This window comes from Thauera sp. (genome assembly GCF_035444905.1).
Taxonomy (GTDB): Bacteria; Pseudomonadota; Gammaproteobacteria; order Burkholderiales; family Rhodocyclaceae; genus Thauera.
Window position 1 is genome coordinate 1 of sequence record NZ_DAOMPS010000009.1, and the last position, 23,566, is coordinate 23,566.

At 68.2% G+C, this 23,566-nt stretch carries 22 protein-coding genes; 4 read left to right on the top strand and 18 right to left on the bottom strand.

What is annotated here, in order from left to right; genetic code table 11:
- The 3 genes from PLC66_RS06065 to PLC66_RS06075 all read right to left on the bottom strand — a co-directional run.
- The coding region (locus PLC66_RS06065; protein ID WP_324538408.1) for a lipocalin-like domain-containing protein at positions 1-419 on the bottom strand (419 nt) is incomplete at its 3' end.
- 12 nt (positions 420-431) lie between these two features.
- Positions 432-3,056: an FtsX-like permease family protein gene (locus PLC66_RS06070; protein WP_324538410.1), complete on the bottom strand. Its 2,625-nt coding sequence runs from the start codon at positions 3,054-3,056 to the stop codon at positions 432-434.
- Positions 3,053-3,730: an ABC transporter ATP-binding protein gene (locus tag PLC66_RS06075; RefSeq protein ID WP_324538412.1), complete on the bottom strand. Its 678-nt coding sequence runs from the start codon at positions 3,728-3,730 to the stop codon at positions 3,053-3,055. Before PLC66_RS06075 ends, PLC66_RS06070 begins: the two co-directional genes overlap by 4 nt.
- Before the next feature lie 156 nt (positions 3,731-3,886).
- Between PLC66_RS06075 and hpnC the strand changes: the two genes are divergently transcribed.
- From hpnC to hpnE, 3 genes are read left to right on the top strand one after another with little or no spacing between them, the layout of a single operon-like run.
- Positions 3,887-4,741 (top strand): squalene synthase HpnC, encoded by an 855-nt coding sequence (hpnC, locus tag PLC66_RS06080; RefSeq protein ID WP_324538414.1) that lies wholly within the window; start codon positions 3,887-3,889, stop codon positions 4,739-4,741.
- Complete coding sequence (gene hpnD, locus PLC66_RS06085) at positions 4,738-5,571, top strand: presqualene diphosphate synthase HpnD (protein WP_324538416.1); 834 nt, start codon at positions 4,738-4,740, stop codon at positions 5,569-5,571. The genes hpnC and hpnD overlap by 4 nt, the downstream gene beginning before the upstream one ends.
- Positions 5,572-5,575: 4 nt before the next feature.
- Complete coding sequence (gene hpnE / locus PLC66_RS06090; protein ID WP_324538418.1) at positions 5,576-6,898, top strand: hydroxysqualene dehydroxylase HpnE; 1,323 nt, start codon at positions 5,576-5,578, stop codon at positions 6,896-6,898.
- Here the strand turns inward: hpnE and PLC66_RS06095 are convergent.
- Positions 6,895-7,971, bottom strand: coding sequence for a GlxA family transcriptional regulator (locus PLC66_RS06095; protein WP_324538420.1), 1,077 nt, complete (start codon positions 7,969-7,971; stop codon positions 6,895-6,897). The genes hpnE and PLC66_RS06095 overlap by 4 nt on opposite strands.
- A 145-nt stretch (positions 7,972-8,116) precedes the next feature.
- Here PLC66_RS06095 and PLC66_RS06100 point away from each other — a divergent pair, with 145 nt between their 5' ends.
- Complete coding sequence (locus tag PLC66_RS06100) at positions 8,117-9,184, top strand: class I SAM-dependent methyltransferase (protein ID WP_324538422.1); 1,068 nt, start codon at positions 8,117-8,119, stop codon at positions 9,182-9,184.
- Positions 9,185-9,479: 295 nt separating this feature from the next.
- Here the strand turns inward: PLC66_RS06100 and PLC66_RS06105 are convergent, their stop codons facing one another.
- The 14 genes from PLC66_RS06105 to uppS form a co-directional block, all read right to left on the bottom strand.
- Positions 9,480-10,625: a M14 family metallopeptidase gene (locus PLC66_RS06105; RefSeq protein ID WP_324538423.1), complete on the bottom strand. Its 1,146-nt coding sequence runs from the start codon at positions 10,623-10,625 to the stop codon at positions 9,480-9,482.
- Positions 10,626-10,681: 56 nt separating this feature from the next.
- Positions 10,682-11,467 (bottom strand): peroxide stress protein YaaA, encoded by a 786-nt coding sequence (yaaA, locus tag PLC66_RS06110; protein WP_324538424.1) that lies wholly within the window; start codon positions 11,465-11,467, stop codon positions 10,682-10,684.
- Between the two features lie 119 nt (positions 11,468-11,586).
- Positions 11,587-12,375 (bottom strand): TrmH family RNA methyltransferase, encoded by a 789-nt coding sequence (locus PLC66_RS06115; protein WP_324538425.1) that lies wholly within the window; start codon positions 12,373-12,375, stop codon positions 11,587-11,589.
- Between the two features lie 7 nt (positions 12,376-12,382).
- Entirely contained in the window at positions 12,383-12,997 is a 615-nt protein-coding gene (gene rnhB, locus PLC66_RS06120) for a ribonuclease HII (RefSeq protein ID WP_324538426.1), read from the bottom strand.
- Positions 12,994-14,145 carry a lipid-A-disaccharide synthase gene (gene lpxB / locus PLC66_RS06125; protein ID WP_324538428.1) on the bottom strand — a complete coding sequence of 384 codons (1,152 nt, stop codon included), beginning with the start codon at positions 14,143-14,145 and terminating at the stop codon, positions 12,994-12,996. Before lpxB ends, rnhB begins: the two co-directional genes overlap by 4 nt.
- A 15-nt stretch (positions 14,146-14,160) precedes the next feature.
- Positions 14,161-14,931, bottom strand: a complete 771-nt coding sequence (gene lpxA, locus PLC66_RS06130) for an acyl-ACP--UDP-N-acetylglucosamine O-acyltransferase (protein WP_324538430.1) — start codon at positions 14,929-14,931, stop codon at positions 14,161-14,163.
- On the bottom strand, positions 14,928-15,362 hold the full coding sequence (fabZ, locus tag PLC66_RS06135; protein ID WP_324538433.1) for a 3-hydroxyacyl-ACP dehydratase FabZ: 435 nt from the start codon (positions 15,360-15,362) through the stop codon (positions 14,928-14,930). Before fabZ ends, lpxA begins: the two co-directional genes overlap by 4 nt.
- A gap of 6 nt (positions 15,363-15,368) precedes the next feature.
- Positions 15,369-16,403 (bottom strand): UDP-3-O-(3-hydroxymyristoyl)glucosamine N-acyltransferase, encoded by a 1,035-nt coding sequence (gene lpxD, locus PLC66_RS06140; protein ID WP_324538435.1) that lies wholly within the window; start codon positions 16,401-16,403, stop codon positions 15,369-15,371.
- Between the two features lie 15 nt (positions 16,404-16,418).
- The gene (locus PLC66_RS06145; protein ID WP_324538436.1) at positions 16,419-16,919 is read right to left on the bottom strand and encodes an OmpH/Skp family outer membrane protein; all 501 of its coding nucleotides are present in this window, start codon (positions 16,917-16,919) and stop codon (positions 16,419-16,421) included.
- 34 nt (positions 16,920-16,953) lie between these two features.
- The gene (gene bamA, locus PLC66_RS06150) at positions 16,954-19,311 is read right to left on the bottom strand and encodes an outer membrane protein assembly factor BamA (RefSeq protein WP_324538438.1); all 2,358 of its coding nucleotides are present in this window, start codon (positions 19,309-19,311) and stop codon (positions 16,954-16,956) included.
- 8 nt (positions 19,312-19,319) lie between these two features.
- Positions 19,320-20,684: an RIP metalloprotease RseP gene (gene rseP / locus PLC66_RS06155; protein WP_324538440.1), complete on the bottom strand. Its 1,365-nt coding sequence runs from the start codon at positions 20,682-20,684 to the stop codon at positions 19,320-19,322.
- Entirely contained in the window at positions 20,684-21,883 is a 1,200-nt protein-coding gene (ispC, locus tag PLC66_RS06160; RefSeq protein ID WP_324538442.1) for a 1-deoxy-D-xylulose-5-phosphate reductoisomerase, read from the bottom strand. The genes rseP and ispC overlap by 1 nt, the downstream gene beginning before the upstream one ends.
- 48 nt (positions 21,884-21,931) lie before the next feature.
- On the bottom strand, positions 21,932-22,753 hold the full coding sequence (locus tag PLC66_RS06165; protein WP_324538444.1) for a phosphatidate cytidylyltransferase: 822 nt from the start codon (positions 22,751-22,753) through the stop codon (positions 21,932-21,934).
- Entirely contained in the window at positions 22,746-23,528 is a 783-nt protein-coding gene (uppS, locus tag PLC66_RS06170; protein ID WP_324538447.1) for a polyprenyl diphosphate synthase, read from the bottom strand. The genes PLC66_RS06165 and uppS overlap by 8 nt, the downstream gene beginning before the upstream one ends.
- Between the last annotated feature and the right edge of the window lie 38 nt (positions 23,529-23,566).

Here is a 23,566-nt window from a genome sequence, read left to right on the forward strand (position 1 = left end):
TCGGCCACCGCCGCGTGGGCGAGGATCAACTGGCGCGGCGCAAACAGGCTCGGATTGTCTTCGCCGATCAGGGTGCGGACTCGAAAGAAGGTGAGTTGGAAGCCGCGCTCGACTCCGGCCGCATCACGCAGCCAGCCGGTGATGTACCACCATTCGGTGCGGTAATCGGGATGGGCGCCGAAGTCGCGCGGAAAGCTCAGCGCCTGGCCGGCGCGCACCGGTGGGTATGCCCCCTGGTCTGCCGCGCTGCGGGTCTGGGCACTCACCCGATCGCCCTGCTCGCCTCGCGCGCCCGGTCCTCCGGTGTCCGCCGCGCCGGCCACCACAGCGGCAAACAGGCAGGCAAGCGTCAGCAGCCACCCCAGTGGCTGACCAAGGCGCGAGCTGCACCTGGCTGCCAACACCGTCTTCATCTGCATCTCGTCCCCTTGCTACCAATCCGCCTTGACCGCCAGCACCGCCGAGCGCTGCATCGCATGGCGCCCGGCCAGGCGCGCCACCAGCGCCGCCAGCGCGACCAGGCTGAAGGCGAAGACGCCGAGCACGAGCCAAGGCACGGCCAAGTCCATGCTCCAGTGAAAGCTTTGGCGGTTGATGACCTCGATCAGCACCCAGGCGATCGCCCCGCCGGCCAGGGTCCCGGCAAGGACGCCCAGTCCGGCCGTGAGCGCGCCCTCGAAGGCGATCAGGCGGCCGATCTCCGCGCGCGTCAGGCCGAGGTGGCGCAGCATGCCGAACTCGCCCTGGCGCGTGGTCGCCAGCGCGGCGAAGGTGGTGGCGATGCCGAACAGGCCGATCAGCACCGCCACGGCCTCCATCAGGTAGGTGATGAGGAAGGTGCGATCGAAGATCTGCAGGCTCAACGCGCGGATCTCGCCCGGCAGCGCGATCGTGATGTGCTCGGCGCCGAAGCGCTGGCGCAGGGCCTCGGCCACGGCGGCCGGGTCCACCCCCGGGGCGACCCGCAGCGCCGCGTCATTGACCCGTGTGTCGCCCGTCAGCGCGACGTAATCGCCTCGTTCGACAAGGGCCGCGCCGTACTGGCGGGCGTAGTCGCGCCAGATGCCGACGACGATGAAGCGCTGCAGGCGGCCGCCCAGCGGCAGCTCGAAGTGGCTGCCAGGCGCGAGCCGATGGCGGTCGGCCGCCGCCTCAGACACCCAGATCGGCGGCAGCGCGGCGTCCTCCGGTACGCTCATCGAGCCGGCGACCAGCGGCAGCCCCCAGTTGCCCTGCGCCGGCCGGGCCAGCACGCTGAACAAGGGCTCGGCGTCCGACAAGCGCAGATTCGCCAAGCGCGTCGTGTCGACGGTGGCGACGCCGTCCACCGCCGCGATCGCAGCCAGCGCCTCGGGGTCGAGATAGCCGCTGGCCGATGATGACGAGGCCCGCAGGTAGAGGTCGGCCGGCAGGACCTGCTCGAGCCAGTCATCCACCGACACGCGGAAGGAACTCACCATGATCGCCATCGACACCGCCAGCGCCACGCTGGCGATCACCCCCGCGCCCGCCACCACCGCCTGCGCCGGGGTGGCGCTCAGGCGCGCATGGGCCAGCCGCCACAAGGCGCTGCGACCGTGCGCGAGCAGCGGCAGCACCGCACGCGCCAGCGCCGGCAGTGCGAGCACGGCCGCGGCCAGGATCAAGGCCACCGCGGCATAGCCGCCCACCGGAATCCCCGAGAGGGGCGGCAACAGGCAGGCCAGGCCCGCCAGCGCCAGCAGCAGCGCCGCAATACGCCCGCGTGCGTGCGCCTGCGGCAGGCCGGCGCGCTCGCCTTCGCCTGCGCGCAGCGCACGCGCCGGAGGCACGCGGGCGGCCTCGCGCGCAGGTATCCAGGTGCCCGCCACCCCGGCGCCGACGCCCAGGAACAGGTAGGCGAGGCTCAGCGCCGGATCGAAAGCCAGGGTCGGGCTCAGGCCGCGAAAGAAGCCCGCGCCGAGGTCGCCACCGACGAAGCGGAAGGCCCCGCCGGCAAGCGCGTAGCCCAGGGCGACGCCGAGGGCGCCGCCCACCACACCGACCAGCGCTCCTTCGGCGAGCAGGCCCCGCATGAGCTCGCGACGCTCGAGTCCGAGCGCACGCAGCAGGGCAAACTCCCGCCGCCGGCGCGCGACCGATAGCAGCTGCGTCGAGAACACCAGAAAACCGCCGGTCAGCAAGGCGATCGCCGCCAGCATGGTGAGGTTCACCCGATAGGCGCGCGACAGCGTGCCGACTTCGCTCGCCGCCGCCTCCGGCACACGCAGGCTCACCCCGGGCGGCAGCAGGGTTTCGAGTGCAAGGCGGGCCGTGCCCAGCTCCACCCCCTCAGCGAGCTTGAGGTCGATGCGGCTGAGTGTGCCGACGCGTTCGAAGTGCTGCTGCGCCCCCGCAATATCCATCACCCCGATGCTTCCGCTCGCGCCCGGCAGCTGCCCCGCGATGCGCAGGCGCAGGCTGCGCAGGCCCGACTGGGCAAGCAGATAGCCGTCGCTGATCGCCGGAGGCTGCGACTCGCCGCTCGCCGACCGATAGGGCTGCGTCAGCACGGCACGCGCATCGGCGCTCAGGAACAGGTTGTGCGGCTGCAGCGCGGCCAGCCGGCCGTCTCCGCCCGTTCGGCTCGGTTCAGCTTCGCGCGCCCCCCTGGCCTCATCGCCCCCCTCGTTGCCGCCCACCTCGCCTGCGGCCTCGCGATCGGCAAGCGGCATCAGCGCGGGCTGCACCCGCATGAGCCGGAACAGATCGACGCCAAGGATGCGCAGGCTGTCGTCGCGCCCGGGCAGCCGCGCCTCGATTTCCAGCACGGGACTCGCTTCGGCGACCTCCGCGCGACGCGCGAGCAGGGGGTAGATGCCTTCATCGAAGCCCTCGCGGGGCCCCACCACTTGCAGGTCGGCCTCGCCGGAGAGCAGGCGCACGCCGCGGCCGAACTCGTCCAGTGCGGCGCCGTGGATGAGCTGCACCGCCAGTCCAAGCGCGACCCCCAACGCGATCGCAAGCAAGGACAGCGCGGTCGCCAGGCGACGGCGCAACAGGCTGGCCAGGAACACCCTGCGCAGGCTGCTGGTCATGATCCAGCCGTGATGTCGCGCAACCCGTCGGGGCCGAGCTCGAGCACGCGGTCGGCGCGTGCGGCCGCGGCGCGCGAGTGGGTGACCAGCACCCCGGCCGCACGGTTGGCGCGGATCTGCCCGAGCAGCAGGTCGAGCACGTCCATCGCGCGACCGGGATCGAGGTTGCCGGTGGGCTCGTCGGCGAGCACCAGCTGCGGCGTGTGCACCAGCGCCCGGGCAATCGCCACGCGCTGCAATTCGCCGCCCGAGAGCTGTTGTGGCGGATCGAGCGCGCGCGCGCCCAGGCCGACGCGTGCCAGCATCTCCTGCGCGCGGCGCGTGGCTTCGTCCTCGGGGCATTGCAGCAGCCACAGCGGCAAGGCGACGTTCTGCAGCAGGTTCAGGTGCGGCAGGATGTGAAAGGCCTGGAACACGAAGCCGTAGTGCGAGCGCCGCAGGCGGGCCATGGCGTCGTCGTCGAGCTGCTCCACCCGCAGCTCGCCGACGCGGATCTGGCCGTCGTCCACCGGCTCGAGGCCGGCGATGCAGTTGAGCAGGGTGGACTTGCCGGAACCGGACTCGCCGACGATGGCCACGCACTCGCCGTCTGCCACGCGCAGCGCGAGCGCATCGAACAGCACGCGCGGCGGCGTGCCGGGAAGGGTCTTGCACAGACCGGAAAGCTCGAGCATGAAATCCCCACAGGCACCGGCACACGGTGGGTGTGCCGAGAAGCGACGGCATTGTGTCATCGGCCACCGCCGAAAGTTGCATCGCTGCGGGGTATACTCCGGCCGCCTTGCGATGAATTCACCGGCCCGCGGTGACATCCGCCTCATGTCCACGCGATGCCGGTCGAGCACTACGAGAACTTTCCTGTCGCTTCCCTGCTGCTACCGGCGCGCCTGCGCGAGCCGGTCGAGGCCATCTACGCCTTCGCCCGCAGCGCGGACGACGTCGCCGACGAGGGCGACGCGCCAGGCATCGCGCGGCTTGCGCGCTTGCAGGACTACCGCATTGCGCTCGAGGCCTGCGCGCGCGGGGTGGCGGTGCGCGATGCGGAGCTGGCGCCACTGTTCGAACGCCTCGGACGCGCGATCCGCGCCCACGGCCTGCCGCTGCAGCCCTTCCGCCACCTGCTCGACGCCTTTGCCCAGGATGTCGGCAAGACCCGCTACCGCGACTTCGACGAGCTGCTCGATTACTGCCGGCGCTCGGCCAACCCGGTCGGCCGGCTGATGCTGTGCCTGTACGCTGCGGCCACGCCCGACAACCTGCGCCGCTCCGACGCCATCTGCACCAGCCTGCAGCTGATCAACTTCTGGCAGGACATCGCCATCGACTGGGACAAGCAGCGCATCTACCTGCCGCTGGACGATCTCGCCCGCCACGGGGTTGACGAGGCCTTGCTCGAGCGCGCGCGGTCTGGCGCCTTGGGCGCGGAGGACGCGGCGCGCTGGCGCTCGCTGATGGCCTTCGAAGTGCAACGCGCACGGGCCATGATGCGCGACGGCGCTCCCCTCGCGCAGGCCCTGCCCGGCCGCCTCGGCTGGGAGCTGCGCCTGGTGGTGCTGGGCGGGCTGCGCATCCTGGAGCGGCTCGAGCAGGTCGACTACGACGTCTTCCGCCACCGCCCGAAGCTGGCTGCGGGCGACTGGCTGCGCCTGGGATGGCGCGCCCTGAACTACGGAACAAGCGCATGAATCCGCACGACTACTGCCAGGACAAGGCCGCCAAGAGCGGCTCGAGCTTCTACTACAGCTTCATGTTCCTGCCCGCCGAGCGGCGCCAGGCCATCACCGCGATGTACGCCTTCTGTCGCGAGGTGGATGACGTCGTGGACGAATGCCACGACCTGTCGCTGGCCCAGGCCAAGCTCGAGTGGTGGCGGCAGGAGGTCGTGCGCACCTATGGCGGCATCCCCACGCACCCGGTGGGGCTCGCGCTCAAGGACGTGCTCACGCGCTTCAGCCTGCCTCAGGAGCAGCTGCTCGAGATCATCGACGGCATGGCCATGGACCTGTCGCAGACACGCTACCTCGACTTCAAGGCCTTGCAGCTGTACTGCTACCGGGTGGCCAGCGTGGTCGGCCTGCTCGCCGCCGAGATCTTCGGCTACCAGGACCGCCAGACGCTGAAATACGCCCACGACCTCGGCATGGCCTTCCAGCTCACCAACATCATCCGCGACGTCGGCGAGGATGCGCGCCGCGGCCGCATCTACCTGCCGATCGAGGACCTGCAGCGTTTCAACGTGCCGGCCAAGGACATCCTCGAGGCGCGCTACTCCGACGCCTTCCGCGCCTTGATGGCCTTCCAGGCCGAGCGCGCCGAGCGCTTCTACGACCAGGCCTTCGCCCAGCTGCCCGCCGTCGACCGCAAGGCGCAGCGGCCCGGGCTGGTGATGGCCGCCATCTATCGCACCCTGCTGCGCGAGATCGCCTCAGACGGCTTCATGGTGCTCGACCGCCGCACCTCGCTCACCCCGCTGCGCAAGGTGTGGCTGGCGGGCACGACCTGGTTCAGGGGCTGATGCGATGAGCGTGCCCGTGGTCGCGGTGATCGGTGCCGGCTACGCCGGGCTCGCCTGCGCGGTCGAGCTTGCGCGCGCCGGCGTGCACGTGACCGTGTTCGAACGTTCTCACACCCTGGGCGGACGGGCGCGGGTGGTGCACAAGGAGCATCACCGCGGCATCGACAATGGCCAGCACATCCTGATCGGCGCCTACAGCGAGCTCACCCGCCTGCTGCGCCTCACCGGCTGCTCGCCCAAGCAACTGCTCCACCTGCCGCTGACGCTGCACGTGCCCGGCCGCCTGCACCTGAAGGCGGCCGCCCTGCCCGCGCCCTTTCATCTTGCGCTCGGCCTGCTGCGCGCCAAGGGCCTCAGCTGGAGCGACCGCCTGGCGATGCTGCGGCTGATGCGCTGGCTCAAGAAGCGTGCCTTCCGCGTTCCGCCCGACATGACGGTCACCGGACTGTTGCGCGAGACGAGGCAGACGCCAGCCCTGGCGCAGCTGATCTGGGAGCCGCTGTGCGTCGCTGCGCTCAACACGCCTGCTGCCGATGCCGCAGCCCAGGTCTTCGCCAATGTGCTGCGCGACAGCCTTGCCGCCGGTGCAGCGGCGAGCGAGCTGCTGCTGCCGCGCGTCGATCTGTCGGAGCTGTTTCCGGTGCCGGCAGCACGCTTCCTGGCCACCCGTCGCGGGCGACTGCGCACCGGCAACGCCATCGAGGCGATCCGCCCGGTCGCCGGCGGCTACCGTCTCGAAGGCGATCCGGGCAGCCAGCCCTGGCCGCATGTCGTGGTGGCCACCGCCCCCTACCACGCCGGCGGCCTGCTCGCTAGCACAGGCGGCTGCGATCGCCTGGCGGCGCAGATCGACGCCCTCGAGCACGAACCGATCGTCTCGGTCTATCTCGCGCTGGGCAAGGGTCTGCGCCTGCCCGAACCGATGATGGGACTCGTCAGCGACGCCGCCGCCAACCCGGCGCAGTGGGTCTTCGACCGCGGCCAGCTCGGCGGCACCGAGGGCTTGCTGAGTTGCGTGATCAGCGCCCACGGCGCGCATGAATCACTACCGCGCGACGAGCTCATCCTCGCCACCCACGCCCAGCTCGAGCGCCAGCTCGGCCGGCGCCTGCCGTCGCCCGAGTGGTCCCAGGTCATCGTCGAGAAACGGGCCACCATCGCCTGCCGGCCCGGCATCCAGCGCCCGGGGATCCGCACGCCCCTGCGCGGCCTGTGGCTGGCCGGCGACTACATCGATTCGGACTATCCGGCCACGCTCGAGTCGGCCGTTCGCTCGGGGGTGGCCTGCGCGAACGCCATCCTCGCCGAGCTCGGCCGCGGCGCTTAGGCCGAACCTTGACGCTGCCCGAAACGCGAGTTCCAGGGCTCGGGCCGGGCGAACTCCGGGATGCGGAAACGTTTGCGGTAAGCACTCGGCGCCAGGCCGGTGGTCCGCTTGAACAGGCGCCGGAAGAAGGCTGAGTCCTCGTAGCCGACCCGCCAGCTGATCTCGTCGATCGACAAGTCGGTACGTTCGAGCCGGCGTTTGGCATCTTCGATGCGAAGGCGCTGCGCGTAGACCATCGGCGTGAGGCCGGTGGCAGCGGCGAAGCGCCGCTTGAAAGTGCGCTCGGCGAGCCTAGAGCGCCGGATCATCTCCTCGACCGGATTGGCAAGCGCGAAGTGCTCGGCGAGCCACTGCTGCGCGCCGTGGATCTCCCCGTCGCCGTGGTCGGTCTTGCCCTCGAACACGATATAGGGCGTGAGCCCGTCCTGATGCCATTGCAGCGCGAACAGCCGCGCGACTTCCTGGGCGATGGTGGCGCCGGCGTAGCGCGCGATGAGATAGAGCACCAGGTCGTGCCAGGTCGTCGATGCCCCCGAGCTCACCAGTTCGTCGTGCCGCCCGGAGATCACCAGAACGCGCTCGGGGTGGATCGTCACCGCCGGATAAGTGGCGGCGAAGGCCCGCGCATAGCCGAAATGCACGGTCGCGTCCTTGCCGTCGAACAGTCCTGTCTCGGCCAGCAGGAAGACGCCCGAACAGGCCGAGCAGAGCAAGGCGCCGCGCTCATGCATCCGGTGAAGCCATTCGACCAGGCGCGGATAACGGTTCCGCTCCCAGCCCTGCGGATGCAGCAGCACCGACGGGACGATGATGATGTCGCTCGTCTCGATGGTGTCGATCGCGCGCTGCACCTCGATCGGCACGCCGCTCGCCAACTCCAGCGCGCCCGCGGCCTCACCCACGATTTCGACCCGAAACGGTGCCGGTGCGCCGGTCGGCCCAATGCCCATCAGCGCAACCCCGTTCATCACGTCGAAGAGGCCGGCGAGCGTCGACAGCACGGCATCGGGCAGCGCCACCAAGCTGACCTGGCGGGGACCTGCCCCGGAACGGATGGGCGCGCTGGTCGTCATGCGTGGTCCTCCTTTGCACCGGCGCACCGTGTGGCACGAACGGACCGATTTCAGGGGATTCCGGCTCTTCGGCGCGGCGGGCGCTGCTGCGATGATGGATTCGCTGCACTCACCACCCGAAACCGCTGCTTAGGAGACTAACACCATGGACGCAGCCGTGATCGATCAAACCAAGCTGGAATCCTTCGTCATGCGAGCGGTGGGCGACCTGTCGTCCGCCTATGGCGGGGTGATGGTCAGCCTGGGCAACAAGCTCGGACTCTACAAGGCGATGGCAGGCGTCGGACCGATCAGCGCGGAGGAACTCGCCAGCCGCGCGGGTTGCGCCGCGCGCTACGTTCGCGAATGGTTGAACGCGCAGGCCGCGGGCGGTTACGTGGACTTTCACGCGGTCAGCGACACCTACGAGCTGTCACCCGAGCAGGCCCTGGTGCTGGCCGACGAGGACAGTCCCTTGTTCATTCCCCATGCCTGGCAGGTACCGGCGTCGATGTGGTTCGACGAGGAGAAGACGCTCGAGGCGTTTCGCACCGGCCAGGGTGTGGCCTGGGGCGAGCACGATGCCCGCCTGCAATGCGGAGTAGCGGCCTTCTACCGGAACGGCTACCGGGCCAGCCTGGTGCCGCAGTGGCTGCCCGCGCTCGACGGTATTGTCGAGCAACTCGAGGAAGGGATCGCCGTCGCCGATGTAGGCTGCGGTCACGGTCACTCGACCGTGCTGATGGCGAAGGCCTTCCCGCGGTCGCGCTTCCATGGTTTCGATGCCCACCCGGCGTCCATCGACGAAGCGCGCCGCAACGCGGCGCGAGCCGGCCTGGGCGCGGGGGTGAGCTTCGAGGTGGCGCGCGCAGTGGACTACCCCGACGAGCACTATGGACTCATCTGCTTCTTCGACTGCCTGCACGACATGGGCGACCCCGTCGCGGCGGCCCGCTACGCCGCCCGGGTGCTGGCACCCGACGGCACGGTGATGCTGGTCGAGCCGTTTGCCCACGACCGCGTCGAGCAGAACCTCTCGCCGGTCGGGCGGATGTACTACGCCGCATCGACCACGATCTGTTGCGCGCATGCGATCTCGGAAGGCGGTGAGCTCGTGCTCGGCGCGCAGGCGGGCGAGGCACAGCTGGCCAAGGTCTTCCGCGACGCCGGCTTCAGCCGATTCCGGCGTGCCGCCGAGACCCCCTTCAACCTGATCCTCGAGGTGCGCCGTTGATCCGAGCTTCCAGCGCATGGCTGTAGCCGCAACCCCCTGACATTGAAGCCATGTAGGGTGATATCAGGGGGTTTACCGCCGCTGCGGCGACAACATCCTGCACATGCACCTCGTGCACCGCACGCTGGCGCGGGTCGACGCCGCCTCGCCGCAGAACGGCAACTGAACCGTGCACCTGCGCTGAATGCACCCCTGATCGGAGGCGCTCCGATCCGCGCACGGCATCGTTACTGCCTGGGTAGGCCGGGCTCGCGCGGGCAAGCCCTCACGGCGAGGTAGGGCACGGGCGGGCAGATCAGTCCCTCGCCCGGCTCGGGCTGTGCTGCAGGTGGCGCCACAGCGGGTCAAGCATCGCCGCACCCAGGCGCTTGCTGCGCGCGCCGTTCCAGCCCACCTGCGCGTCGGGCAGGATTGCGTTGTCCTTGAACGGCATCTCCAGCGTCAGCGACACGCAGCCGAAGCGATGCGCCACCCACTTGCTCGCCAGGGTCAGCAGCTCCTCGCCGAAGCGCCCGGGCTGGTAGCCTTCGCGGGTCTGGAAGTCGGGGCTCACGGCCGCGAACGCCTCGATGAAGCGGGCCTGGGCCGCGGCCGCCTCGGCGCTGAAACCGGGCACTTCCTCCGCGGTGGAAAAGAACACATAGGGCAGCGTCTCGTCGCCATGGATGTCGAGAAACAGCCCGCAGCCGGTGCGCTCCATTTCCTGGCGGACCAGGAAGACCTCCGGGCTCGCCACCGGATCGGGCGTGCGCCATTCGCGGTTCAGGTTGCGCCCGGCGGCGTTGGTGCGCAGGTTGCCGCGCACCGCGCCGTCCGGATTCATGTTCGGCACGATGTACAGCATGGCCTGCTCGCGGATCCGGCGCGCGAGGGGGTCGGCGCCATCGAGCAGGCGCTCGAGCAGGCCCTCGACGAACCACTCGGCCATGGTCTCGCCCGGATGCTGGCGGGCGATGAGCCACACCGGCAAGCGCCCCGGGGCGGGCTGCCCGACGACGATCAGGTCGAGGTCACGCCCCTCGACCGTGCTGCCCAGGTCGCGTACCTGGGCAAAGGGCGACTGCGCCACGCGCGCCGTCAGGTCGAGGTGGCGTTCGTGTGAATAGGGCTCGAAGTAGGCGTAGTAGACGCTGTCGCGCTCGGGCGTGTGCTCGACGACCAGTTCACCGTTCTGGTAGCGGGTGTCGGCGATGCGGAACCAGTGCTGGCGATCATATGACGCCACGCAGCGGTAGTCCTGCCAGCCATCTGGGTAGGCCGCGCTGGCCGCATTCTCGAACACCATGCGCACCGGCTTGCCCGCCGCGCCGAGGAGGCGAAAGTAGAACCACTGGTGGAAATCAGCGGCGTTGTCACTGCGTAGGCGAAGGCGGATGGCTTGCGGATCATCGAGGCTGAGCACCTCGATCGCGCCGGCGTCGAAGTTCGAACTGATCTTCATGCGTGTCCTTGCGGTGTGGTGTGGTCCGCCGCGACGGGCGGCCACGCGTATCGGGCTCAGTCCTCGCGGCGGCGGAACACGAGCCGGTCAGCATCCGATGCCTCGGCGGCAAAGGCGTAGCCCTCGCTGTCAAAGGCCTCGAGACCCTCGACCCTGTCGATCCGGTTGCGGATCACGAAGCGGCTCATCAGGCCGCGCGCGCGCTTGGCGTAGAAGCTGATGATCTTGTAGCGCCCGCCCTTCCAGTCCTCGAACACCGGCGTCACCAGCCGCGCCCTGAGCGTTTTCGGCTTCACCGACTTGAAGTACTCGTCCGAGGCGAGGTTGAGCAGCACACGCCCCTGCCCGGCGGCCTCCTCGGCGTCGAGCAGGCGATTGAGCTCGTCGGTGATGCGCTCGCCCCAGAACTCATAGAGGTTCTTGCCGCGCGCCGTGGCCAGGCGCGTGCCCATCTCGAGGCGATAGGCCTGCATGAGGTCGAGCGGGCGCAGCACGCCGTAGAGTCCGGACAGGATTCGCAGATGGTCCTGCGCCCACGCCAGCTCGTCCTCCGACAGGCTTGGCGCGTCCAGCCCTTCGTACACGTCGCCGTTGAAGGCGAGCACGGCCTGCTTGGCGTTGTCCGGCGTAAAGGGGCGCGACCAACTCGCGTAGCGGGCGACGTTGAGGCTGGCCAGGGGGTCGGACAGCGACATCAGCTCGGCGATCTCGGCGGGCGAGCGCTGGCGCAGCACCTCGATGAGTTCTTCGGACTGCTCGAGAAAATCGGGCTGGGTGTGGCGGGTGGTGGTCGGCGGCGTCTCATAGTCGAGCGCCTTGGCGGGAGAGATGACAAGGATCATGGCATGCGTCGGTCGTGGCGGGCCCGGTGCCCGGAACAGCCGCGATGGTATCGCGAATCGGCTGCCGAATCGCCCATGGGGGCGATGCGTCGGTGCAATCGGCGGCAGGCAGTAACCATCTAACGCAGACTGCGCTGGCGGCGCTGTTCGAACAGGCACACGGCGACGGCCGCACCGACGTTGAGTGATTCGACGCCAGCTGCCATGGGGATCATCACGCGGCGATCGGCGGCGGCGAGGAGCGGTGCTGACAAGCCCTGCCCTTCGGCGCCGAACAGCCAGGCGACCGGGCCCTGCAGGTCGAGCGCGTAAACCGGGCCGGCGTCATCCGCCAGCGCCGTGGCGACGCGACAGCCCGGATAGCCCGCCAGGCGCGCGCCGGCATCGACCCGCTCCTCGATACGAAGCACGAAATGCGCGCCCATGCCCGCGCGCAGCACGCGGGGTGCCCATGCCTGCGCGCAGCCCTCGGTGAGCAGCACATCCCGTAGCCCGGCGGCGGCGGCCGTGCGCAGGATGGTGCCCAGATTGCCGGGATCCTGCACCCCATCGAGCACGAGCACGTCCGCGTCGAGCGCGCCTGGCGCCGCCGCCGGCGGTAGCTCGATAAGCGCCACCAGGCCGGAAGGCGTGTCGACCGGGCTGATGTGGGCAAACAGCGCATCGGAAAGCTGCACCTGCTCGACGGCTGCCGGCGCGCGCTGCAGCAGGTGCTGGTGCTCGGGGCGACGAAGTCCGCTATCGGACACGAACAGCGCCTTGAGCGGCCAGTCGTGGTCGAGCGCCGCCTCGATCAGGTGGGCGCCGTCGAGCACGGTCTCGTTGTGCTTGCGGCGGTCGCGGGCGGATTCGGCGAGCGCATGCAGGCGCTTGAGGGTCGCGTTGTCGCGCGAGCGGATCTCCCTCATCGCAGCCTCAAGCGGCCGGGCTGCGGCCGAGCAGCTTGCGCACCGGCGCGAAGCTGCGGCGATAGAAGTCGGCAACGCCGTGGATCTGCAAGGCCGCCAGGTGCGCAGCGGTGGGATAGCCCTTGTGCGCGGCCAGGCCATAGTGCGGCCAGGCCGCGTCAAGCACGCGCATCGCCTCGTCGCGCGCGGTCTTGGCCAGGATCGAGGCCGCGGAGATCGTCGGTTCGCTAGCATCGCCCTTCACGATCGCGCGTGCCGGATAGGGCAGCGCCGGGCAACGATTGCCGTCCACCAGCACCAGGCCCGGCGCGGTCGGCAGCGCCATCACCGCGCGCTGCATGGCGAGCATGGTCGCGTGCAGGATGTTGAGGCGATCGATCTCCTCCACGCTGGCCTCGGCCACCGCCCAGGCCAGGGCGCGTTCGCGGATCAGCGGGGCCAGCCGGTCGCGTGCTGCCTCGCTCAGCTTCTTGGAATCGTTCAGGCCGGGGATGGGACGCTCAGGGTCGAGGATCACCGCGGCCGCCATCACCGGGCCGCACAGGGGGCCACGTCCCGCCTCATCGACGCCACACACCGGCGCCTCCGCGTCGCATTGCGCAGCGAACAGGTCGGGGGTCACGCGCGTTTTCCGCGCAGGTAGGGGAGGATGGCCTCAGCCGCCTTGTGGGCGGTGTCCTGGCGTAGCGTCAGATGCAGCTCGGTGAAGCGCGCCTCGAGCGCCGCCCGGCGCTCGCCGTCCTGCAACCAGTCCTCGATCGCGTCCGCCAGGCGCTCGGGATTGGCGTCGTCCTGCAGTAGTTCGGGCACGATGCCCTCGTTGCACAGAATGTTGGGCAACCCTACCCAGGGCAGATAGGCCATGTGTTTCATCAGGCGGTACTGCCACTTGCCGATGCGGTAGGTGATGACCATCGGCCGCTTCAGCAGCGCCGCCTCCAGGCTCGCCGTGCCGCTCGCCACCAGGACCACGTCGGCCGCGGTCATGGCGTCGACCGCATGGCCGAACAGCATGCGGATCGGCAGCTCGTTGGCCTCGTTGCGGTACAGCGCCTCTTCGAACAGCTGGCGCGTCTCGCGTGTCGCAAGCGGCACGATGAAACGCAGTTGCGGATCGCGCTCGAGCAGGCAGCGCGCGGTGGCGATGTAGGTGTCGGCCAGATTGCGCACTTCGGACTGCCGACTGCCCGGCAGTAGCGCAACGATCGGCCAGTCAGCGCCCAGCTCGAGCCGCTCGCGCGCTTCACCGCGGTCGGGGTGCAACGGGAACACGTCGGCGAGCGGGTGGCCAACGTAGCTCACCGGCACGCCCGCGCGCTCGTACAGTTCGGGCTCGAAGGGAAACAGGCACAGCATGCGGGACACCGAGCGCGCGATGCGCTTGATGCGACCACCGCGCCAGGCCCAGATCGACGGGCTGACGAAGTGGATGGAAGGCATGCCCGCCTCCTTGACCTTGCCCTCGAGCCACAGGTTGAAGTCGGGCGCGTCGACGCCGATGAAGGCGGCCGGTCTTTCGCGCCGGATCTGGCCGAGCAGCTCGCGGCGGATGGCGGAAAGCTCACGGTAGCGCTTGAGGGCGTCGACATAGCCATGCACCGCCAGCAGCTCGCACGGCCAGCGCACCTGGAAACCCTCGGCCTGCATCTTGGGCCCGCCGATGCCGAAGAACTCGGCATCGGGCAGGTGCTGGCGCAGGGCGCGGATCAGGTGGCTGGCAAGGAGGTCGCCGGAAGCTTCGCCGGCGACCATGGCGATACGGACCGTCATTGCGTGGTCAAGCGCTCAGCGCACAAGGCCGCGACCGGAGGCGGCAATGAACTCGGAGAACAGTCCAACCTCGGCATGCTCGCCGGCAATCTCGGCGACGCGCTGGCGGGCTTCGTCGAGCGACAGCCCCGAGCGGTAAAGCGCGCGGTAGGCGCGCTTGATGGCGGCGATGCCCGCGGCCGAATAACCGCGCCGCTTGAGGCCCTCGCTGTTGATGCCGTGCGGCTTGGCCGGATTGCCGGCCACGGTCACGAAGGGCGGCAGATCCTGCAGCAGCACCGTGCCGACCCCGCAGAAGCTGTGCGCACCGACGCGGCAGAACTGATGCACGCCGGTGAAGCCGCCCAGGATGGCCCAGTCGCCCACGTGGACATGCCCCGCCAGGGTGGCGTTGTTGGCAAAGATCGTGTGGTTGCCCACCACGCAGTCATGGGCGACATGGACGTAGGCCATGATCCAGTTGTCGTTGCCGACACGGGTCACGTGCGCGTCCTGGCTGGTGCCGACATTGAACGAGCAGAACTCGCGGATCGTGTTGCGATCGCCGATCTCGAGCCGCGTGGGCTCGTCGTCGTACTTCTTGTCCTGCGGGCTCGCACCGATCGAGCAGAACTGGAAGATCTCGTTGTCGCGTCCGATGCGGGTATGGCCTTCGACCACGACGTGCGGCCCGATGCGCGTCCCCTCGCCGATCTCGACATGCTCGCCGATGACCGAGTAGGCACCAACGCTGACGTTGGCGCCTAGCCTCGCGCCGGGATGAACGATGGCGGTCGGATGGATCATAGCGTCTTGATCGCGCACATCAGTTCGGCTTCGGCGGCGAGCTCGCCGTCCACGCTGGCCGTCGTCTTGTACTTGTAGATGTTGCGCTTGCTGTGGGTGATCTCGACGTCGAAGATCAGCTGGTCGCCCGGCACCACCGGGCGCTTGAAGCGCGCCTTGTCGATGCCGGCGAAATACACCACCGAGTTGTCGTCCGGCTTCACGTTGCTGCTCTTGAACGAGAGCAGCGCAGCGGCCTGCGCCATCGCCTCGATGATCAGCACGCCGGGCATCACCGGATGATGAGGGAAGTGCCCCGGGAAGAAGGGCTCGTTCATGGTCACGTTCTTGAGCGCACGCGCACGCACGCCCGGTTCCATCTCCAGCACCCGGTCCACGAGCAGGAAGGGGTAGCGATGCGGGAGGTACTGCAGGATTTCCTTGATGTCCATGATGTTTCAGCCCGGAGTGCGGTCCTGGGGACCGTCATTGTCTTGTTCGAGTTGGCGGACGCGTTTGGCGAGCGCGTCCAGATGGCGCAGGTGGGCGAAGTTCCTCACCCAGTCGGCGTGGCTCTGCAGGGGCAGGTTGCTGGTGTAGACGCCCGGCTTGGGAATCGATTTGGCGACCAGGGTCCACGCCGACACCACCACGTCGTCGGCAATGCTGAGATGGCCCGAGATCCCGGCCTGGCCGCCGATCATGCAGCGCGCGCCGATCTGCGCGCTGCCGGCCACACCGGCACAGCCGGCCATGATCGTGTGGTCGCCGATGCGCACGTTGTGAGCGATCTGGATCAGGTTGTCGAGCTTGACGCCGTCCCCGATCACGGTGTCGTCGAGCGCGCCGCGGTCGATCGTCGTATTGGCCCCGATCTCGACGTCGTTGCCGATCAGCACGCGACCCGTCTGCGGGATCTTGACCCAGGCACCTGACTTCTCGCGCGCAAAGCCGAAACCGTCGGCACCGATCACCACGCCCGAATGGAAGATGCAGTCGTCTCCGATCACGCAGTCGTGATAGATCGTGACGTTGGCGGCAAGACGCGTGCCGCGGCCGATGCGCGTACCTCGGCCGACGTGACAATTGGGTCCGATGACGACCTCCTCGCCCAGCACCACGCCCTCCTCGACCGACGCGCCGGGACCGATCTGCACGCTCGCCGGTACCGCGCAGGCGACGGCAGCGAGCCGATGCACGCCCGGCTGTACGGTCGGCGGCGGGCTGAACAACTGCGCCACGCGCGCGAAATACAGGTAGGGGTCCGGGGTGAGGATGAGGGCGCGGTCGGCGAGCTGATCACGCACGTCCGGCGCGACGATGAGCGCACTCGCCGCGCAGGACTTCACCTGGGAGAGGTACTTGCGGTTGGCCAGGAAGGCGAGCTCGCCCTCGCCCGCCTTCTCGAGGGTGGCGACGCGCGAGACCGCGATGGTGCCGTCGCCGTGGAGTTCACCGCCGAGGCGATCGACCAGTTCTTGCAGTCGGAACATGCGCGCCGCGCGGACTTACTTGGCGTCGGACAGGGCCTTGATGACCTTGTCGGTGATGTCGATACTCGGGCTGGCGTACACCGCCTCCTGGAAGATGATGTCGAACTTCTCGCTCTCTGCGATCTGCTTCACCGAGCGGTTCGCCTTGTCCAGCACCGAAGCGAGCTCCTCGTTGCGGCGCTGGTTGAGGTCTTCGCGGAACTCACGCTGCTTGCGCTGGAAATCGCGGTTCAGGTCGTTGAGCGCGCGCTCCTTGTTGCGACGATCGTTCTCGCCCATGGTGGTCGCGTTGCGCTCGAGGTCGTCCTGCATCGACTTGAGATCGCGCGCCATGCGCTGCAACTCCTGATCGCGCTTCTCGAACTCCTTCTCGAGGCGTTGCTGCGCGCGCACGGCAGGTGCAGCCTCGCGCATCACGCGGTCGGAATTGACGAAGCCGATCTTGGTCTCGGCGATGGCGCCCTGCGCGATGCCGAGCAGCGCCGCCGCAACCAGGGTAAGGGTACTGACTTTCACTTATGCCTCCGGATGAAACTCGATCGCCGACAGCTTAGAACACGCTGCCAAGCTGGAACTGGAACCGCTGGATCTCGTCATTCTCTTCCTTCTTGAGCGGGTGGCCGAAGCTGAACTTCAGCGGCCCGATCGGCGAACTCCACGAGAACGCCAGGCCGGTACTGTAGCGCAGGTCGCTGAAGCGCACGCTTTGTGCCACGAAATTGTCGCTGCCGAGGGGCTGTTCGTCCTCACCCCATACATAACCGGCATCGAAGAAGGCCGAGATTCGGAAGGAGCGATCCTGACCCGCTCCAGGCATCGGGAAGTAGAACTCCGCATTGCCGACAGCCTTGCGCGTACCGCCGGTCGAGGTCACGTCGCCATCGGTGTCCCGGAACTTGGGACCGATCGAACCCTGGTCGAAGCCGCGCACCGAGCCAATGCCGCCGACGTAATAGTTCTTGTAGAAGGGTACATCCTTCCCGCCGAAACCCTTGGCGTAACCGACGTCGGCGTTGAGCATCAGGGCGTAGTCGCGCCCAATCGGGAACCAGTGCTGATACTGGTAGCCGATCTTGCCATAGCGCAGGTCGCCGACCGGCACCGTGACCTCGCCGTACAGGCGCTGGAAGCTGCCTGCACGCGGGTAGATGAAACTGTCCCGGCTGTCACGCGACCAACCGATGGTCGCCAACAGGCTGCTGACGGTCACCTCGCCAATGCCGTCGGGATTGTTGCAACCCCCGTAATCGCGACAGAAGTCCTTGTAGAGCTTCGGGCTCAGCGAATACGTCGTGATCTCGGTCTGGTCCGCGGTGAGGCCGAAATTGATCTGGTCGTCCTCCGCAATCGGCCAGCCCAGGCGGATACCGGCGCCGGTGGACACCGTCTTGTACGGCGACACCGAATCCAGTTCGTCGGCATCGTAGGTGCGGTGGTACAGGTCCCAGCCCAGGCTCACCCCATCGACCGTGTAATACGGATTTGTGAAGGACAGCGCCAGGGTGCGGCTCGACTGGCTCGTATTGAGGCCCAGGGTCAGCGCGTTGCCGCTGCCAAACAGGTTCTGCTGCGCAATCGAGGCCGACAGCACGATGTTCTCGGCGCTGGAGAAGCCCGCACCCAGCATCAGGTTGCCGGTCGGGCGCTCCTTGACGGTGAAGTTGACGTCGACCTGGTCGGTCGTCCCCGGCACGGCGGGCGTCTCGACATTGACCTCGTCGAAGAAGCCCAGGCGGTCGATACGCGTGCGCGAGCGGTTGATCGCGGACGCGTCGTACCAGCCGCCTTCCATCTGCCGCATCTCGCGCCGCACGACCTCGTCGCGCGTCTTGGTGTTGCCGCCGACGTTGATGCGGCGCACGTACACGCGACGGCCCGGATCGACGAACACGGTGAAGGCGACCTCGCGCTTTGCCTTGTCGACCTCGGGCGCGGCGTTGACGTTGGCGAAGGCATAGCCCTCGTTGCCGAGGCGGTCGGTGATCGCCTTGGTGGTTTCAGTCAGTTGTTCGCGCGAAAACGTATCGCCCGGGCGGATCTTCGTCAGCGCGAGATACTCGGACTCCGGGATGATCAGGTCGCCGGTGAAGCGCACGCCGCTGACGGTGTACTTCTCGCCCTCGGTGATATTGACCGTGATGTAGATGTCCTGCTTGTCGGGCGTGATCGAGACCTGGGTCGAGTCGATGTTGAAATCGAGATAGCCCTGGTTCAGGTAGAACGAGCGAAGGGTCTCGAGGTCGGCCGCCAGTTTCTGGCGCGAATACTGGTCGTTCTTGGTGTACCAGGTGAGCCAGCCCGGCGTCGTGAGCTGCATCTGGTCGAGCAGGTCCTTGGCCTTGAAGGCGTTGGCACCGACGATGCTGATCTGGCGGATCTTGGCGACGCTGCCCTCCTCCACCGCGAAATTGATGCCGACCCGGTTGCGCTCGAGCGGCGTCACCGTGGTGGTGATGGTGGCGGCGTACTTGCCCCGCGACAGGTACTGGCGCTTGAGTTCCTGCTCTGCGCGCTCGAGCAGTGCGCGGTCGAAGATGCGGGACTCGGCGAGGCCGACCTCGCGCAGGCCCGCCTTCAGCGCATCCTTGTCGAATTCCTTCACGCCCACGAAAGCGATGTCCGCGATCGCCGGACGCTCATCGACCACGACCACGATGACGTCACCTTCGGTCTCGATGCGCACGTCGCTGAAGAAGCCGGTGGCAAACAGCGCCCGGATGGCGTCAGCGGCCTGCTCCTCGGTAAAACGTTCGCCCACGCGGACCGGCAGGTAGTTGAAGACCGTGCCCGCCTCGGTGCGCTGGATGCCCTCCACCCGGATGTCCTGAACCACGAAGGGGTCGAACGCAAAAGCCGGTGCAGCGGCAAAGAGGGCCATGATGAGCCCGGGCAGGAGCTTGCGATTCATGCGGGATTTCAGCCGGAAATGAGACGATTGATGTCGTTGTAGAAGGCGAATGCCATCAGCATTACAAGGAGGACGAGGCCGATCTGCTGACCGATCTCCATGACGCGCTCCGGAATCGGACCGCCCTTGATGATTTCGACGGTATAGTACAACAAGTGTCCACCATCCAGAACCGGGATGGGGAGCAGGTTCAGGACCCCCAGACTGATGCTGATGAGGGCCACGAACTTGAGGTAATGACTGAGTCCGAGCTGTGCGGTCTGGCCCGCGTAGTCGGCGATGGTGACCGGCCCGGACAGGTTCTTCCACGACACTTCGCCGGTGAACATGCGGCCGATCATCTTCAGGCTGAGCACGCTCGTCTCCCAGGTCTGGCGCACCGCCTTCACCAGGCCTTCCACCGGCCCATAGCGAACCTCGGCAAACATCGACAGCCCGCCCGGGGCGGGTTCGGCCACGCCGACACCGATGCGACCGACGCGTTCACCGTTCTCACTTGCCTCATCGGGCGTGACGAAAAGCTCGATGATGCTGCCTTCACGCACGATCTCGAAGCGCAGCATTCTTCCGGGCGCTTCGCGCACCGTCTGCACCAGCTCTGTCCAGGCCTCGATCGGCGTCGCCTCGATCGCGACCACCTCGTCGCCCGATCGCATGCCCGCGCGCTCGGCCGGCCCGCCATCGACCAGGCGTCCGATGATCGGAGGGATTGCCGGGCGCCAGGGCTTGAGCCCGATGCGTGCGATCAGGTCGGTCCCGGCCTCGTCGATCGGCACGCCTTTCAGGTCGAGCCGACGAAAGGCCTCGACCTCTTCCAGCGTGCGCACCTTGAGCACCACCTCGCGATGGTCGAGCGCGTGCTGGAGCAGGACCCAGCGCAGGTCCTGCCAGCTTCGCACCGGCTCCTCATCCACCGCCACCACGAGATCACCGTCGCGCACGCCTGCTGCCTGGGCGATCGCCGGCGTCTCGGACAGGGCCACGCGCGGACGCAGCTCTTCCGTGCCGACGACGAATAGCCCCCAATACACCACGATTGCGAGCAGGAAGTTCGCCAGCGGCCCGGCCGCGACGATGGCGAAGCGCCGATAGACGCTCTGGCGATTGAAGCTGCGAGGCAGCTCGGCGGGTGCGACCGGCCCCTCGCGCTCGTCGAGCATCTTGACGTAGCCGCCGAGCGGAAACGCCGCCAGCGACCACTCGGTGTCGTCACGTCCTGCGCGCCGGGTGTACAAGGGCTTGCCGAAGCCGATCGAGAAGCGCAGCACCTTGACGCCGCACCAGCGCGCGACCAGGTAGTGCCCCATCTCGTGCACCAGGATCAGCACACCGAGGGCCAGCGCAAAGGGAACGAGGTAATTCAGCAGATTCATCAGACAGCCTGTCGGTTGCAGATCTCGCCGCGCGCCCAGTCGCGGGCACGGGCGTCAGCGGCTAACACCGCCTCCAGCGAATCGACCGCGAGGCAGTCGCTACGTTCCAGGCAGGCCTCGATTACGCGCGCGATGTCGAGAAAGCCGATGCGCCGATCGAGGAAGGCGGCGACTGCCTCCTCGTTGGCAGCGTTGAGCACCGCCGGTGCCGCCCCGCCGCTGCGCAAGGCTTCAAACGCCAGGCGCAGGCAGGGAAAGCGCGCGAAGTCGGGGCGCTCGAAGTCGAGCCGTGCGATCTCGAACAGGTCGAGCGGGCGCACGCCCGCATCGATGCGTTCCGGCCAGGCCATGGCATGGGCGATGGGCGTGCGCATGTCGGGATTGCCGAGCTGGGCGATGACCGAACCGTCGGCGTACTCGACCATCGAGTGGATCACGCTCTGGCGATGAACGACGACCTCGATCATGTCGACCGGCGCACCGAACAGCCAGTGCGCCTCGATGACCTCCAGGCCCTTGTTCATCATGGTCGCCGAATCGACCGAGATCTTGCGCCCCATCACCCAGTTGGGGTGGGCGCAGGCCTGATCGGGCGTCACCTGCGCCAGACTGGCGAGCGCTCGCTCGCGAAACGGGCCGCCCGAGGCCGTCAGCAGCACGCGGCGCACGCCTGCCGCCTGGGGGTCGCGCGCGTAGCCTGCCGGCAGGGCCTGAAACACGGCATTGTGCTCACTGTCGATCGGCAGCAGCCGCGCGCCACTATCGGCCACCGCGTTCATGAGCAGCTGGCCCGACAGCACCAGCGCTTCCTTGTTGGCCAGCAGCACCTTCTTGCCGGCGCGCGCAGCGGCCAGGGTCGGGCGCAAGCCTGCGGCGCCGACGATCGCCGCCATCACCATATGAACCTCGGGTGCGGCGGCGATCTGCTCGAGCGCCGCCGCGCCGCTCAGCACCTCGGTCCTGCTGCCCGCGGCACGCAGTGCGGCCGCAAGCTGCGTGGCGGCCGCGTTGCTCCCCATCACCGCGTAGCGCGGCGAGAACTGCAGGCACTGCGCAAGCAGCTTGTCGTGCTGGCTGTGGGCGCTGAGGGCGAAGACCTCGAAGCGTTCGGGATGGCGGGCGACCACATCGAGCGTGCTCTGGCCGATGGAGCCGGTGGCGCCGAGTATGGTGATGCGCTGCAATACGGTTTCAGCCATGAAGGATGCGTGCCTGGTCGGGAGTCGTGCCGAAGCGGCCGGCAGGAATCAGTGTGCGAGCAGGACCGAGGCGAGCGCGACGATCGGCAGGGTGGAGGTCAGGCTGTCGATGCGATCGAGGATGCCGCCGTGTCCGGGCAGGATGTTGCCACTGTCCTTGATGCCGGCCTGGCGCTTGAGCAAGGATTCAAAAAGGTCACCGATGATGCTGATCGCAGTCCAGGCCACCAGGGCCAGCCCGATCACCAGCGCTCCGCCGACCTGGCTGGCGCCGAGCCAGACGAGCACGCCGATGCCGTACAGCAGCACGGCCGCCACCGCCCCCATCGCCCCCTCCCAGGTCTTGCCGGGGCTGATGTCGGGGGCGAGCTTGTGGCGGCCGAAGGCGCGACCGGAAAAATAGGCCGCGATGTCGGCCACCCAGACCACCGCCATCGTGCCGAGCAGGACCCAGGGGCCCACCGTACGCAGGTGGGCGAGCGCGAGCGCGGTCGGGATCAGCACGATGAAGCCGACCAGCGAGGCCAGCATCGGGCTGCGCAGCGACCACTTGCGCGCCAGCCAGACCGGCACGATGAGGATCCAGAACAGTGCGCTGATCCCGTACAGCGGCAACAGCAGGGGCGTGCCCGCCAGCGTGCCGCTGCCAAGCCCGGAGAGGTAGCCTAGCATCAGGCAGGAAAGCGCGAAGACCACCGCGGTGGACATGCGCAGCGGGCGCTCGAAGCGCGCAAGCCCGCCCCACTCCCAGGCCGCGACGCCGCACAGCGCCGCGCAGATCACGAGCCAGGCGAGCGGCGGCAACAGGAAGACGGCACCGAGCAGCCCGGCAAGAAGCAGGATGGCGGTGATGACCCGGTCTTTAAGCATTCGGTCCTTCGGCCTCGACGGCAGCTTTCAGTTGTTCACTGGTACGGCCGAAGCGGCGCTCACGGCCGTGGTAGGAACGGATTGCCTCGTCGAGGGCGGCCGCATCGAAGTCGGGCCACAGCGTGTCGGTGAAGTACAGCTCGGTATAGGCAAGTTGCCAGAGAAGGAAATTGCTGATGCGCTTCTCGCCTCCGGTGCGGATGAAGAGGTCGGGCTCAGGGGCGTAAGGCATCGACAGCTCGGCGGCCAGCTCATCCTCGCTGAAGCCGTCACGGCGTTCGGGGTAGCGGGCCATCAGCCGCGACATCGCGGTCAGGATGTCCCAGCGTCCACCGTAGTTGGCGGCCACCGTGAGGTGAAAGCGCGTGTTGGCGGCGGTCAGGGACTCGGCCTCGCGGATGATGGAGACCAGCTGCGCGTCGAAACGCGACAGGTCGCCGATGACGCGAAAACGGATGCCGTTCTCGTGCAGTCGTGCGACCTCCTTCTGCAGCGACTTGAGGAACAGCTGCATCAGGAAGGACACCTCGTCGGCGGGCCGGCGCCAGTTCTCGGAGCTGAAGGCGAACACGGTGAGATACTCCACCCCGCGCTCGATGCAGCCGCGAATCACCGCCCGCAGGGCCTCCACGCCGCGGCTGTGCCCCGCGACGCGGGGCATCAGGCGTTTGCGGGCCCAGCGTCCATTGCCGTCCATGATGACGGCAATGTGACGCGGCACCGACGTCACCTCGGGAATATCCCGGGTGGAGCTCTTGAACCGTCCACCGGCCATGATCCGCCTCCTGTCCTTCCCTGCTGCGAACAGCCGAT